The sequence below is a fragment of the Prosthecobacter sp. genome (assembly GCF_044222565.1).
GTDB lineage: Bacteria > Verrucomicrobiota > Verrucomicrobiia > Verrucomicrobiales > Verrucomicrobiaceae > Prosthecobacter.
Genome location: NZ_JBGANA010000020.1, coordinates 59670 through 73558, shown reverse-complemented (window position 1 = coordinate 73558; position 13889 = coordinate 59670). Strand labels below are relative to the sequence as shown.

Sequence of the window (13889 nt, the reverse complement as noted above, 5' to 3'; positions counted from 1 at the left end):
GCCAAGAGAAGCGAGACAGACTGCCAAAGGCAGCCCGAAGGGAAGCGAAGCGCATCAATGACGAATGTTCTGAGCCGCCGCCTGCTGCTGTTCGCGCTTCTGCTTTTCTCTTTCGTCATTCGTCATTCGTCATGGGCTCAGACGGGTCTGAAAATCCAACTCGTCTCCGAGCAGTCCGCCATCGTCCCCGGCCAGCCCTTCACCGTCGGACTTTGGTTGCAGCATGACCGCGGCTGGCACACCTACTGGCGCTTTCCCGGCATCGTCGGTGTGCCCACGCAGATGAAGTGGAAACTGCCGCAGGGCTGGAAGGCCGGGCCGCTCGTTTACCCGGAGCCCGAACGCACCTTCATGTTTCAGATCAAGGCCCAGGGCTTTGATCGCGATGTCATGCTGCGCACCGAGATCATTCCGCCCGCAAACCTGAAAGTGGGAGACTCAGTTACCCTGACCGGCAATGCCTTGTGGATGTGCTGCGGCAGTTCCTGCCATCCCGGGTCCGTGGATCTCAGCCTGACGCTGCCCGTTTCGGCCACCGCGGAGCTGAACTCGAAATGGCACAAGCTGCTCGATGCCGAACGCGCCCGTGCTGAAGAGCGCAGTACGGCATGGACCTCCACCGTTCGCGAAAAGGGCGATCAGATCACCCTCGTGCTTACGCCTGCCACTCCGGAGGCCCGTGCCTGCAAAAATCAGCGCGAAGCTGACAAGATAATCGCCTTCACGGAAGATGGCTGGTTCGACAGCGACAAGCCCCAGGCCATCCTCCTCCACTCCGACGGCACACTGACCATCACGCTTCTCAAAGCTGAAACCTACATCGGTGGTCCCACTCCGCCCAAAACTCTCCGCACCATCCTCCGCAACGACGAAGGCTGGCTGCAAGGCGGCAAGCTAAGGTGTTTGCAGATCGAGCCGAGGATTGTGCGGGAGTGATCGGAGGTTAGGCCTCCGGCCTGACCATGGCCTGAGGCGTCTCGCCTACAGCTCTGATCCCAGCGCGATCACTGTCCCCACAGGACGGGCCGGAGGCCCATCTCTCGTTGACAGCCGGGACGGCTATCCTCCTTTCTTCAATCCCTTATACACCCCGAAGTCATTGAAGAAGAACTTCTTCGCGAGCCAGTACATCCAGTGCTTTTCAGGGATCTCCTCACCTTCGCGCCACTGGCTGGTGCGCGGGGTCATGCTTTCGATCTCGGCCATGGCGGTCTGGCGGATGGTGGAGTCTTTGGCGGTGTGCTTGGTGACGACGGCTTTCACCAGATCTGGGCGCTCGAGGACGATGCAGCCGCGGGTGTTGGCGGAGGCGATGTTACGGAAGTCGCGGAGGAATTCGGAGCCGGTAAAGACGTCGAAGAGGTCGCGCTCCGTGCGCACGCTTTCCTTGGCAAACTGGATGATGGGGCAGGGCTCGATGGCGCCGGTGGGGCTGATGTGGTGGCTGATGCCGTTGGCCATAGGGCAGAGCGCCTGGCCGTTGTGGTCGTAGTAGGCATCCACGATGGCGATGGGCATCTTGGCGCGCATGTTGACGACGAATTTGCGCACCTGCGTGATCTGCTCGGGCGTGAGGGCGAGGTCGGCGCTGATCTTCGGGCCGACGGGGCGGTAGGTGTGGTACCAGGCGTAGTGCACGCCCATATCAATGAGGCGGCGCAGCCATTTCTCGGTGAGGAGATCGTCGATGTTCGTTTTGCAGAGGCTGGTGGCCACGCCCGTAAGCACGCGGGCGTCCAAGCAGTTTTGCAGGCCGCGCAGAGTGCGGGTAAGCACGTCCTTGTTGCCACGGCGCTCGTTGCTGACGATCTCGGTGCCCTCGATGCTGACCAGCGGGGTGATGTTTCCCAGCTTGCGCATGTTCTCAGCAGCCTTGGCGGTGATCATCTGGCCGTTGGTGAAGACCTGGAAAAAAGCATCCGGGTGCATCGAGAGGAAATCGAACAACTCCGGGTGCATGAAGGGCTCTCCACCCAGGATGCCGAAAAAGGAATTTCCACGCCGTTTGCTGTCGTGCACGATCTTGTTCAACTCGTCGAGATTCAGCGATTCACGCGGCTTGTCCACGTCCACCCAGCAGCCCTGGCAGCGCAGGTTGCAGGAGTTCAGGATGGAGATGTAGAAAAACGGCGGAAAATACTGCCCCTGCTTCATGCGCTGCTTGTGCAGCATGACGGACCGCGCACCTTTGAAACCGAAATTCCAGCCGATTTTGGCGAGGCAGAGGGGATCGACCGTTTTAAGGATGCGAGAGGTTAGCGAAAAGATCATGAGGTTGTCGATCAAGGAGTCAAAGAGGACGTCAAGGGGCAAGATGGGGGCAAAGTGGCGAGTTTAAAGCTGCAACTTCAAACTTCCATTGGCTTCATTGATACGCTTCGATAGTCTGAACGGGTGAGTTACCAAGTTTTTGCCCGCAAATACCGCCCCAAGACCTTCGCAGACGTGCTCGGCCAGGACCACGTGGTCCGTACGCTGCGCAATGCCATCGCCCAGCAGCGGCTGGCGCATGCTTATTTGTTTGTGGGGCCGCGTGGCACGGGCAAGACCTCCACGGCGCGCATCTTTGCCAAGGCGCTGTGCGCCAAGAACGGGCCGACGATCGATTTTGATCCTGAAGACGAACTGAGCCTGGAGATCGCCGAAGGCCGCTGCATGGACGTGCTGGAAATCGACGGTGCCAGCAACAACGGTGTGGAGCAGGTGCGCGAACTGCGGGACAACGTCAAATACGCCCCCACGCGCTGCCGGTACAAGATCTACTACATCGATGAGGTGCACATGCTCACCACCGGGGCCTTCAATGCGCTGCTCAAGACGCTGGAGGAGCCGCCGGAGCATGTGAAGTTCATCTTTGCCACCACGGAGGCGAACAAGATCCTGCCCACCATCATCAGCCGCTGCCAGCGCTTTGACCTGCGCCGCATTCCGAATGCGGTGATCGCCAAGCACCTGCTGCACATCGCCCAGCTTGAGGGGGTGAACCTGGATGAGAAGGCTGCCTACGCCATCGGCAAAGGCGCGGAAGGCGGCATGCGCGATGCGCAGTCCATGCTGGATCAGCTCGTGGCTTTCTGCGGCGAGAAGATCACCGAGCAGGATGTGCTGGACGTCTTTGGCTTCACTTCCGGCGAGTCCGTTGCGGCGCTGGCGCGGCACATTCTGGAAAGCGACACCGTCAGCGCCTTGCGCGCTGTGTATGAGCAAAACGAGGCGGGCAAGGAGCTGGGGCGCTTCCTGGCAGACCTGATCCAGCACTTCCGCACGCTGCTGGTGCAGCAGGCAGACCCTGAGGCTGCCGCGGAGGATCTGAGTCCGGAAGTGGCCGAGGAAGTCGTGGCCCAGGCGCAGATGGCCAACACCGAGCAGCTGCTGCGGGTGGTGGACGGTCTTGCGGACGTGGATGCACGCATGCGATGGGCCAGCAATAAACGCCTGCATTTTGAGCTGGGGGTGATCGCTGCGGTGCAGAGCCTGAATGAAGTCTCCATCAGCGATGTGATCGAGGCGCTGGATTCTGGAGACGCCTCCGGATTGGGCCGGCCGGCAGCTCGCCCACAGGCGGCACCACCACCCGCTCGGCGTGCGCCAGAACCGCTGTTGAGGCCTCAGCCTGTGGTGAGAGAGCCGGCTCCGGTCGCCGCGACCGCCCCGCCCCCTGTCGTGCAGAGAGTGGCGGAGCCTGAGCCGCAGCCAGCGCCTGCACCGCGCGTGGCGGAAGCAGCGCCTTCACCAGCCGTGGAAAAAGCGCCGGTGCCTCAGCCCATGGCGGAGGTGAAGGTGAAAGAGCCTTCGCCCGTGGCGGACCCGGGGGAGCTTTTTAGCGAGGACGTCTTTTGGTCGAAGTTCGTGGGGCAGGTTCAGGCGCGGCGCCCGCTGGCCGTGTCATGGCTGCAGTCGGCGACGCTGCTGGGCATCGCGAAAAACACGATCAAGGTGGGCTTTCCGCCGAGCGAAAGTTTTGCGCGTGACAGCCTCATGCGCCCGGCCCAGATCAGCTTTCTGGAAGGTCTGGCCCAGGAAATGACGGGACGGGCGATGAAGTTTGAGTTCGTGCTGGATCCGAGCCTCAAGGCTCCGGCGTTTGCCGACATTGATCTCGGTCTGCTGAATGAGCCTGCTCCCTCACAAGCTCCCAAGCCCGCCGAGGCCCCGAAACTGGAGGCCGCCCCCGCTGCGCCCAAAGTGGAAACACCGAAGGCCCCCGAGCCAGCCAAGGCCACCGCACCAGAAACGCCCGCGAGTGGACCCAAGCCCCCGGATGACTTCTACAATGATCCGCTGATCCAAAGCGCGATGGTGAAGTTCAGAGCGAAGCTGGTTTCCGCAAACTGAGTAAAAAGCTCGCATTACGGCGTGTGCTGTCGTTGGATGGCGGCTTTTTCACGCCATGACCACTGCATCTTCCGGACATCCTCGCGGTCTTCGCACCTTGTTCTTCACAGAAATGTGGGAGCGTTGGAGCTACTACGGCATGCGGGCGCTCATGGTGCCGTTCATGACGATGGCCAGTGGCGGAATCGGTTTGGAAAAAAAGCAGGCCATGGCCATTTACGGTCTCTACCTCGCTACGGTGTATGCTGCTGCGTTTCCTGGGGGATGGGTAGGAGATCGATTGCTGGGAACAAAACGCGCTGTGTGGTGGGGAGGTGTTGCCATTGCACTGGGGCATCTCATTCTGGCCATGCACGGGAGGACGACCTTCTTTCTCGGCCTGCTGATCATCGCGCTCGGGTCTGGGTTGTTGAAATCAAACATGAGCGCGCTAGTCGGCCTGATTTATCCCGAAGGAGGCCAGCGCCGGGATGCAGGCTTCACGATCTTTTACATGGGCATCAACCTGGGTGCATTCGTTGGGCCTCTGATCAGCGGCTGGTTGCAGCAAAGGGAGGGGCTGGGGTGGAGCTGGGCTTTTGGATCTGCAACGGCGGGGATGTTTCTCGGGCTGGTACAATGGCAGCTCACCCGCAAAGCTCTCGAGGGAGTGGGGGATCGGATTGCTCATCCGGGGCAGAACTTGAAACGTGAATGGTCAATCTTCAGTCTGGCACTGGCAGGTCTGGCGACGGTGGTGATCCTATGTGTTTCCGGTGCCATCACGCTGGATCCCGTGTGGCTGGCCCACGCGGTTACCATGGTCATCTCGGTGGTGGCAGCGTTGTTTTTTGCGTGGCTGCTGCTGTTTGGAGGGCTGAATGGTGACGAGCGGGCGCGTGTCGGGCTCATCATCATGCTGTTTGGAGTCTGCGCCCTGTTCTGGGCCGGGTTTGAACAGATGGGCTCCTCCTTCAACGTGTTTGCCGAGGAGCATACGGTTCGTGAGATCGGTTCATGGGTGATTCCCACGGCCTGGTTCCAATCCGTCAATCCGCTGTTTGTGATCCTGTTTTCGCCGGTCGTGGCGCTGCTCTGGCAGGTGATGGACAGGCGCGGCATCAGCCTCTCAATGACCACAAAAATGGGCGTGGCGATGCTGCTGCTGGCCCTGGGGTTTGGCCTGGCGGTGCTAGCTGCTCATCGTGCACAGGATGTCGGCAAAGTGTGGCCTCTGTGGCTGCTGGGCATTTATCTGTGCCACACTCTCGGCGAACTCTGCCTCAGTCCGGTGGGGTTGAGTGCGGTCACCAAACTTTCACCGCATCGCTACACAGGCCAGATGATGGGCATCTGGTTTCTCGGAACGAGCCTCGGTGATGTGCTCTCCGGCATCATCGCTGGCGAAGTCTCTGGTGATGCAATGACGGCCATGCCGGTGATCTTCACCCGCGTGGTTTGGATCTCCTCCATTGCAGGACTGCTGCTGCTGATCTTTGCGAAGAAGCTGCAAAAGCTAGCGCGTGGTGTTCAGTGAGGGACGGAGGTCAGGCATCCTGCCTGAAGGTCTGTGGCGGCGCAGCATGCGCAATGCGCCCATACCCCCATGCCGACAGACTGGAAGCCTATCCTCCGAGGCTTTTCGCGCGCAAGGTTCGGGACGGAGGTCAGGCATCCTGCCTGACGGTCTATGGCGGCGCAGCAGGCGAGTGTGAGATGAATGTGCAATGCTCCCATACCGACAGGCTGGAAGCCTATCCTCCGAGTTGACATTTGACGCGTCACTTCAGAAGTGTGGCATGAATTTTCGCGACGGGCCTCCCGACTTTTCTCCGCTGGACCGGAACCGCCCGATTCTCAAACACCGGCGCAAGCTGCCGCACTGGACTCAGGAAGGCGCGACGTATTTCATCACGTTTCGGCTAGCGGATTCGCTGCCGGCGGAAAAACGGCATGAACTGGAGCGCTTTCGCGAAGAATGGCTGCAGAAGCACTCGGCGAGTGATGAGGAATGCTGGCGTGAACTGGATCGAGAAACCATGCGCCGGGTGGAGGCATGGCTTGATGCGGGCAGCGGCGAGTGCTGGCTGCGGGATCGGGCCTGCACCGATGTGGTGAGCAGGGCGCTGCACCACTTCCATGAGAAGCGGCATTTTTTATCGAGCTACTGCATTATGCCCAATCACGTGCATGTGCTGGTGCGTCCGTTTGAGGGTTTTGATCCAGCCGGTCTACTGCATTCTTGGAAGAGCTTTACGGCGAATGAGATCAACCGGCTCCTCGGACGTAACGGAGAAGTGTGGGAGGCAGAAAGCTATGACACGCTGGTGCGGGACTGTGAACATCTGCGCAAGGTGATTCGATACATAGGCAAGAATCCGGCGAAGGCTGGATTGCCCGAAGCTCAGTGGATGCGGTATGTGCATCCCGAATGGGAAGCGGCAGGCTGGGGATTTGAGACGGAGGTCAGGCATCCTGGCTGAGGGGATGTGCGGCGCAGCATGAGAGTGTGCGATGAATGCGCAATGCTCCCATATCCCAATACTGACAGGCTGGAAGCCTATCCTCCGGTGCTGTGCGGCGCGCACGGCTCGGGACGGAGGTCAGGCATCCTGCCTGACGGTCTGTGGTGGCGCAGCATGCGAGTGTGCGATGAATGCGCAAGGCGCCCATACCCCATACTGACAGGCTGGAAGCCTATCCTCCGAGGCTGTTCGCGCGCGCAAGGTTCGGGACGGAGGTCAGGCATCCTGCCTGACGGTCTGTGGTGGCGCAGGATGCGAGTGTGCGATGAATGCGCAATGCGTCCATACCCCAATACTGACAGGCTGGAAGCCTATCCTCCGGTGCTGGAAGCCTGTCCTCCGAGAAACCGATCAATGGTTGAAGTAGAACTCCTTCGAGTTCAGCAGCGCCCAGAAAAGGTCTTCGAGGACGCTCTGCCTTGCGGCTGGGTCTTCGGCGATGGCCTGCTGCACGTTGGTCCATTCCTTTTCCAGAGGCATGCGGCCGAAGACGCGGAGGAAGAGGTCTTCCACGATCTCGCGGTCATTCTTCTTCTCGGTGATCATCTTGGCCACCACGCGGCCCTGTTTGATGCGGTCGTTCACGGCGTCTCCGTTCATGAGGTGAAGGGCCTGGGAGAGGGTGGGCTCCATCTTCACTTCACAGGAGCAGACGGACTCGCGCTTGGCACGGCCGAAGGTGGTGAGGAAGTAGTTGGAAACGGCACCGTCGGCGATCTGCACGGCGCGGGCTCCGAGGGGCAGGCCCTGGAACTTGTTTGGCGTGTCGGTGATCTGGGAGATGGCGTCCAGCAGCACTTCGGCGCGCACGCGGCGGACCTGGGCGTGGGAGAAGTTGCGTTTGTCGCCTGCATTGGTCTCGTTGACCTTGGTGCTGCGCTGGTAGGTCTGGGAGGTGCACACGTCACGCACGAACTTGCGCATGTCGTAGTTGTACTCGGTCAGGTGCTCGGCCATGGCGGCGATGAGAGCGGGGTTTGACGGAGGATTCGAAACGCGCACGTCATCGACGGGTTCCACAACGCCGACGCCGTTGAAGTGCGACCAGACGATGTTGGCGATGTTGCGGGCGAAGAAGGGGTTCTTTGGCGAGGCCATCCATTCGGCCAGCACTTTGCGGCGGTCCTCGCCGGGCTTGATCTCCGGGGTGTCTCCACCGAGGAACTTCGGCTTCATCACGGCCTGGGTGAGGAAGTGGCGGGATTCACCGCCCTTGCTGTTGTAGATGATGACTTCCGCCGGGTCATCGGTCTGCTTGCGGCCGATCTGGGAGAAGAAGGCCTTGAATCCATAGTAGTCGTCCATCGTCCAGCGGTCGAAGGGATGGTTGTGGCACTGGGCGCACTGGATGCGCATGCCCATGAACACCTGGGCCACGTTTTCGGTCAGCTTGAGCTGGTCCACTTCCGTCTGGTAGAAATTCACCGCAGGGCTGGAGACGGTGCCGCCGGTGGCCGCGAGGAGTTCCACCACGATCTCATTGATCGGCACGTTTTTGCCGATGCGCTCGGAGAGCCAGTTGTAGTAGAGCAGCGCGTTCTTGTAGAAGGGCGGCTGGTTGTTGTTGATGGCGGAGCGGATCTGCAGCAGTTCGGCCCACTTCATGACCCACAGTTCGGTGAACTCTTTGCGCTCCAGCAGGCTGTCCACCAAGGCGGCGCGCTTGTTGACGTTGGTGTCGGCCATGAAAGCGCGGATGTCCTTCGCTTCAGGATAGATGCCGGCGATGTCGATGAATGCGCGGCGCACGAACTCCTCGTCGGTGCAGATGCCGGAGGGCAGGATGCGCAGCTTGTGGAGGTTTTCGTCCACCAGGGTGTCGATGTAATTCGTCTCGGCGAGCTTCGGCCGCTCATACTGGAGCTGGGCAGGAATGACGAGCACCTGGGCGGTGACGGAATACACATTGAAGCGGGCCAGCATGAAGGCCGCACCACGGTCTCCGGAGGTGACCAGGCCGCTCTTGTCGATGGTCGCCGTCGGATCGTTGTTGGACATGAAGAGCGCGAGGTTCGTCACGTCGCGGTCGGTGCCGTCGGAGTAGGTGGCGCGCACGGTGATCTGCTGGGTGGCGTTCTTGCCTTCCATGACGATCTGGCTGGGGAAGACTTCGATGCCGGTGACCTTGGCCACGTCGGCAGGATCGTCCGGAGCGCCAGCGCTGATCCATTCGAGGAGGGCCTTGTTATAAGTGGAGTCAGGCTCGAAGCACTGGTTGCCCGAGTGAGGCACCGCGCCCACGGCTTTTTCGATGAGGGAGCTTTCTTCGGGGATGGCGAGATTGATGCGGCGGCCGGGCATTTCACGCGTGATGCGGATGTAGTCGCCCGCAGGGTCCATTCCGAAGAGGGAGGTGCGGAAGCCGTCCTTGCCGCGTGCGGCACCGTGGCAGCCACCCTGATTGCAACCACCGCGCATGAAGACCGGCATGCAGTCCAGGCGGAAGGAGATGGCACGGTCCTTGGTGCCGTTTTTCACTTCGACCGGAGCTTTGACCGTCTGCCCGCCGATGGAGGCGACGAGTTCGGTGCTGCCCGCGTCAGCCACGGGTTTCAGCGTCAGATCGTCCAAGGAAGCGATCTTGCTGTCCGCGATTTTGAGGTCGCACACGCTGGTGACGTCCTTGGTGGTGGCATCCTGAAAGGTCGCCAGCACGATCACGTGGTGAAAGTCGCGCTTGGTTTCCAGGGAGAACTTGTCCGGAAGGATCTGCAGGTTCTTCAGAGTGGGCAGCTTCTTCTGCAGCTCGGCCAGGGCCTTGCGCTGTTCGGGAGTTTTGTACTGCAGGGTGAGGTTCTGCGGCCACTGGGCGCCTGCGGCGATCCAGCGCTTGAGCACGTCGATCTCATTGGCTGCGAGGGGGCCGCCTTTCGGGGGCATGATGTCATCGTGGTCTTTGGGCAGGACGAGGCGCTTGATCATCTCGCTCTCATCCGGCTTTCCGACGACGAGGGCCGGGCCGCTTGAGCCGCCTTTGAGCAGGGCGGCGGAGGAATCCATCAGCAGCTTGCCCTTGATCTTGGAAGGGTTGTGGCACTCCAGGCACTTGTTTTCCAGCAGCGGCTGCACATCACGCACGAAATCGACAGCGGAGGCTGTGGCGGTGGGCGCTGCGGGATCAGCAGCAAAAGCGTAGGATGTGATGGCGAGGGAGAGGAGAGAAGCTCGCAAAGGGCTTTTCATAAAAGGTAGGATCGAGGGGTTAATCAAGCTACGCCCTTGGGGGGAGGCATTTATCACGGATGCGAAAAAACACTGTGAATAAACTCTTTACGCCTCCAAGGCCGCCAGCCGCTGCCCGATGGGCGGGTGGGAGTAGTGCAGCCAGACCGTGAGCGGATGGGGATTCGGGTGCGTCAGGTGGTCCACCGAAAGCTTTTTCAGCCCGTCCATCAGGGAGGGGCTGCCGCAGGCGGCGCGCGCGTAGGCGTCTGCCTGGAACTCATGGCGGCGGCTTAGCGCACTGCCAAGGAGGCCCAGCAGCAGGCTGGCGGGCTGGTAGATGATGCTGAAGAGCACCAGTCCCAGTCCCAGCGGCTGTCCTGAAACTCCGAAGGCGCGGAAAAACTCCGGCGACTGCAGCGCCACGTGCAGCAGGTAAAACATGAGCCCGCTCTCCAGCAGCCCCAGGGTGAGCTGCTGCGGCACATGGCGGCATTTGTGGTGGCCGATCTCGTGCGCCAGGATGGCCTCCAGCTCTGCCTGTGTGTGTTTCTCGATGAGGGTGTCAAACAGCGCGATCCGCTTGTTTTTGCCGAAGCCGCTGAGGAAGGCGTTCGCCTTGCTGGAGCGGCGGGAGCCGTCCACCACCGAGATGTCCACCACGGGAAACTCCAGCCTGGCGGCCAGCGCCAGCAGACCCTCGCGCAGCGGGCCATCATCCAGGGGCTTGAACTTCAAAAACAGCGGCATGAGCAGGCGCGGCGAGAGCCAGGCCATCACGATGCTGAAGCCCGCCACGGTCAGCCAGGTGTAAAGCACGGCGTGGATTTGCGTCTGGAAAAACCACAGGATCAGCCCCAGCAGCGGCCCGCCCAGCAGAGCGGTCAGCAGCAGGCCTTTGACCCGGTCGCCGATGAAGGTGCCCACCGTGGTGCGGTTAAAGCCGTACTCAGCTTCGATTTTAAAGGTGTCCCAGGCATCAAAGGGCAGGGAGAGAAGATTCTGCGCCAGCAGCAGCACGCCGATCACGCCCACGCCGGTGTACACCGCGCTCCAGCCCCACCCGGCGCTCCAGTGCTGCAGCCAGTTAAAGCCGCCGCCCCACCAGAAGCACAGCAGCGCCGCGAGAGAGACCGCGCTGCGCAGCACATCAAGATGCGAGGACCTGCCGGCATACTCGCCCGCCTTCTGCACCGTCTCGTCTGGAAAAATCTCCCGCAGACGCTGCGGCAGCGCGTGGCGGAATTGCGCCAGATTCAGAAACGTGGAGATGATCTCCAGATGAAAGACGCCGAGCACGCCGATGACGGCGGCCATGAACCAGGGATTGGATAAAGACATGCGGTTGGGGGTTGGGGCAGGGAAGGCGGCCAGTATCTCCTTTTTCTAATACGTGCCGAGGGGCAGGTCTTGGTACAGCTTGGGGAACCAGGTCTCAAGCACCTTTGTACTGAAGCGAAGGCGCAGGGGGCCTTTGGGGGTGGTGCTGGTCATGAAACCTTCGTCCATGAGGCGGTGAATCAGTCCGCGCGCCGTGGTGTCGCTGATGCCCGCCAGCTGGCTGACGCGACCGCGCTCGATCTCGTCCACGATCAAGCCTTCGCGCAACACGCGGGCGGCTTGCTCGCGCTTTTTAAGACTCCAGTCGCCATGATGGAGATGCAGGTGGGCCTCGATGCGCGAGACCAGAGCCGGCAGTTGCAACAGCTCCGACATGAACTCGATCTGATCCAGCATACTGCGGAGAAAGAATACGCAGAACTCGGCCAGCCCGCGGTCGCTGAGATTGCCGCGCCCGTCGAAGTCGCCCTGGCGCTGCTGATCGGCCGTGCGCAGGTGGAGGTAGTACCCCTGACGTTGACGGGCGAGACCGCGTGAAATGGTCCAGAGACCTCCTGCATCTGCCTGGCAGCGGATGAGCCATGCGTGGGAGTGCAGCCGGGCGACGCGTCCGTTGCCATCGCCAAAGGGGTGAATCCAAGCCAGCCGGTGATGTCCCGCCGCCAATGCCATGAGCTGGCTGGTGGCCGGCAGGGTTTTACTGGAATAAAACTGCTCAAACCGGCGCATGAATTCCGGCAGTGCGCTGGAAGCAGGCGGCTGGTGGGCCCCGACGGTGACTTCGTGGTCGCGCAAAACGCCGGGCTGCAGCCGCTGCTGTCTGCCGCGATGGGTCTCCGTGAACTGCAGATGATCCGGCAGCCGCTGGTAAAACTCGCGGTGCACCCAGCAAATGAACTCGGGGGAGTGGATCGACCACTCAGGCTCGTGCAGCAGGCGCTCGCGCATGAGTTCTTCCACCTGGATATGCGCGGCGGCTAGGTGCTGGTTGTCGCGTTCCGTTGGTTTGTCTGAGAAGTCGCTTTGAAGAGCGCTCTCAATGTCGCGTGGCAGCGTTTTGTGGCCTTCGATCAGGTTTGAGTAGTAGCTGTTCATCCCCCGGACCAAATGGGCGATGCCACGCCTGGCCGTGTGCGAGGGGATGTATTCAAGCAGCCGGTTGGAACAGCGCAAAATTTCGCACGACAGCTCCGCCAGCTCCGAAAGCCTGCTGGCAGGCAGGAGCGGTTCCATTGAACTGGGACGTGTGTACAGCTCCATTTGTGGATGACAATCGGCTGATCTTGATTGATGCGCAATCCCTTATATTATAAAGGATTCAGCGTTTTAAGTGCTAAAAAACGCTGATCCTTTTGCTGATCATTGGTGGTGGCGTGTCACATGGGCAAAGGGTCTTGGCGCGGCGGGCTTCGGGCGTTTTTGACATTTTGTGTAACCACTTAGCTTCCGTGGCATTTCAGCCTTTGAATCCGCATAGGCCTCCCCACTTTCAACCCCATCCCACACGACATGATCCGCCCGCTGCTCTTCCTCCTCGTCCTTCTCAGCATCACCCCGGCCTCCGCCCAGATCGGCAGCAGGCTGCGTGATCTCATCGCGAACCGCAGGCAGTCCGGCTCGGGTGCCACAACGCAGGGAGCAAAGGAGGAGCTCAGCTATGGCAGCGATTCGATGCAGAATCTCGACTACTGGCGGCCCACCACGCCGGGCTCTCCGCTGGTCATCTATGTGCACGGCGGCGGCTGGAAGCGCGGGGACAAAGGCCTGGCAGCCGGTGAAAAGAGTGTGCACTACCTCCAGCAGGGCTACGCCTTTGCCTCGCTCAATTACCGCCTCGTGCCCTCCTGCAAGGTGGAAGATCAGGCCAGCGACGTGGCCCACGCCGTCGCCTTCCTGATCCGCCGCGCCGAGCAGCTTGGCTTTGACGGCAAGCGCGTGGTCCTCCTGGGCCACAGCGCCGGGGCGCATCTGGTGGCGCTGGTGGGCACGGACATGAGCTACTTCAAGCAGGCAGAGGTGGACCCCAAGGCCGTGCGCGGCATCATCCCGCTGGATGGCGCGGCCTACGATGTGCCAAAGCAGATCGCGGAAGGCGGCGACTTCATGCACTCCACCTATTTGGAGGCCTTCGGCACCGACCCAGCGCGCCAGGACAAGCTCTCGCCCACGAAGCAGGCGGCGGCACCCAATGCCCCGGCCTTCCTCATCCTGCACGTCCAGCGCGTGGACGGTACCGCCCAGTCCATCGCCCTCGGCGAAGCACTGCGCAAAGCGGATACGCCCGCCGAAGTGAAAGGCTTCGAAGGGCATGGTCTCCAAGGCCACGCGGAGATCAACCGCCGCATGGGAGATCCCACCTACCCGGCGACTCCGGTGGTGGATGCGTGGTTGAAGAAGGTCTTTGCGAAATAGGGCACGCGTCCGCTGCCGCGAGAGCGTTTTGGAGTGCGGTCGCGAAGCGAAGCATGAGCGCAGCTACCGCTTTCCGAGGGACGGTCAGCTTTCTACTACCATGAAGCCTGCGAGAGGCACCAGTGCGCGTGCGCG

Annotated in this window: 9 protein-coding genes; 5 read left to right on the top strand and 4 right to left on the bottom strand. The window is 61.2% G+C overall.

Annotation, left to right across the window (positions count from 1 at the left end; all coding sequences use genetic code 11):
- Positions 1-57: 57 nt before the first annotated feature.
- On the top strand, positions 58-936 hold the full coding sequence (locus ACILSR_RS24360; protein ID WP_395752416.1) for a protein-disulfide reductase DsbD domain-containing protein: 879 nt from the start codon (positions 58-60) through the stop codon (positions 934-936).
- A 123-nt stretch (positions 937-1059) separates the two neighbouring features.
- On the opposite strand, the gene ACILSR_RS24355 is transcribed toward ACILSR_RS24360, so the two are convergent.
- Positions 1060-2313: a radical SAM/SPASM domain-containing protein gene (locus ACILSR_RS24355; protein ID WP_395752415.1), complete on the bottom strand. Its 1254-nt coding sequence runs from the start codon at positions 2311-2313 to the stop codon at positions 1060-1062.
- An 81-nt stretch (positions 2314-2394) separates the two neighbouring features.
- Between ACILSR_RS24355 and dnaX the strand changes: the two genes are divergently transcribed.
- The 3 genes from dnaX to ACILSR_RS24340 all read left to right on the top strand — a co-directional run bounded on the left by dnaX (position 2395) and on the right by ACILSR_RS24340 (position 6797).
- Positions 2395-4335 (top strand): DNA polymerase III subunit gamma/tau, encoded by a 1941-nt coding sequence (gene dnaX / locus ACILSR_RS24350; RefSeq protein WP_395752414.1) that lies wholly within the window; start codon positions 2395-2397, stop codon positions 4333-4335.
- 55 nt (positions 4336-4390) lie between these two features.
- A complete protein-coding gene (locus tag ACILSR_RS24345) occupies positions 4391-5851 on the top strand; it encodes a peptide MFS transporter (protein WP_395752413.1) in 1461 nt (486 codons plus the stop codon).
- 262 nt (positions 5852-6113) lie between these two features.
- Complete coding sequence (locus ACILSR_RS24340) at positions 6114-6797, top strand: transposase (RefSeq protein ID WP_395752412.1); 684 nt, start codon at positions 6114-6116, stop codon at positions 6795-6797.
- Positions 6798-7190: 393 nt separating this feature from the next.
- On the opposite strand, the gene ACILSR_RS24335 is transcribed toward ACILSR_RS24340, so the two are convergent.
- From ACILSR_RS24335 to ACILSR_RS24325, 3 genes are all read right to left on the bottom strand, one after another.
- On the bottom strand, positions 7191-10022 hold the full coding sequence (locus ACILSR_RS24335) for a DUF1549 domain-containing protein (RefSeq protein ID WP_395752411.1): 2832 nt from the start codon (positions 10020-10022) through the stop codon (positions 7191-7193).
- Positions 10023-10109: 87 nt separating this feature from the next.
- Positions 10110-11342 carry a M48 family metallopeptidase gene (locus ACILSR_RS24330; protein ID WP_395752410.1) on the bottom strand — a complete coding sequence of 411 codons (1233 nt, stop codon included), beginning with the start codon at positions 11340-11342 and terminating at the stop codon, positions 10110-10112.
- Positions 11343-11387: 45 nt separating this feature from the next.
- On the bottom strand, positions 11388-12575 hold the full coding sequence (locus tag ACILSR_RS24325; protein ID WP_395752409.1) for a Fic family protein: 1188 nt from the start codon (positions 12573-12575) through the stop codon (positions 11388-11390).
- A gap of 276 nt (positions 12576-12851) precedes the next feature.
- Between ACILSR_RS24325 and ACILSR_RS24320 the strand changes: the two genes are divergently transcribed.
- Complete coding sequence (locus ACILSR_RS24320) at positions 12852-13754, top strand: alpha/beta hydrolase (protein ID WP_395752408.1); 903 nt, start codon at positions 12852-12854, stop codon at positions 13752-13754.
- Positions 13755-13889 lie beyond the last annotated feature (135 nt).

Excerpts from the sequence above, each read along its gene's own strand:
- ACILSR_RS24335 (WP_395752411.1), bottom strand. The coding sequence starts at position 10,022 with ATGAAAAGCCCTTTGCGAGCTTCTCTCCTCTCCCTCGCCATCACATCC.
- ACILSR_RS24340 (WP_395752412.1), top strand. The coding sequence starts at position 6,114 with ATGAATTTTCGCGACGGGCCTCCCGACTTTTCTCCGCTGGACCGGAAC.
- ACILSR_RS24360 (WP_395752416.1), top strand. The coding sequence starts at position 58 with ATGACGAATGTTCTGAGCCGCCGCCTGCTGCTGTTCGCGCTTCTGCTT.
- ACILSR_RS24330 (WP_395752410.1), bottom strand. The coding sequence starts at position 11,342 with ATGTCTTTATCCAATCCCTGGTTCATGGCCGCCGTCATCGGCGTGCTC.
- ACILSR_RS24325 (WP_395752409.1), bottom strand. The coding sequence starts at position 12,575 with ATGGAACCGCTCCTGCCTGCCAGCAGGCTTTCGGAGCTGGCGGAGCTG.
- ACILSR_RS24345 (WP_395752413.1), top strand. The coding sequence starts at position 4,391 with ATGACCACTGCATCTTCCGGACATCCTCGCGGTCTTCGCACCTTGTTC.
- ACILSR_RS24320 (WP_395752408.1), top strand. The coding sequence starts at position 12,852 with ATGATCCGCCCGCTGCTCTTCCTCCTCGTCCTTCTCAGCATCACCCCG.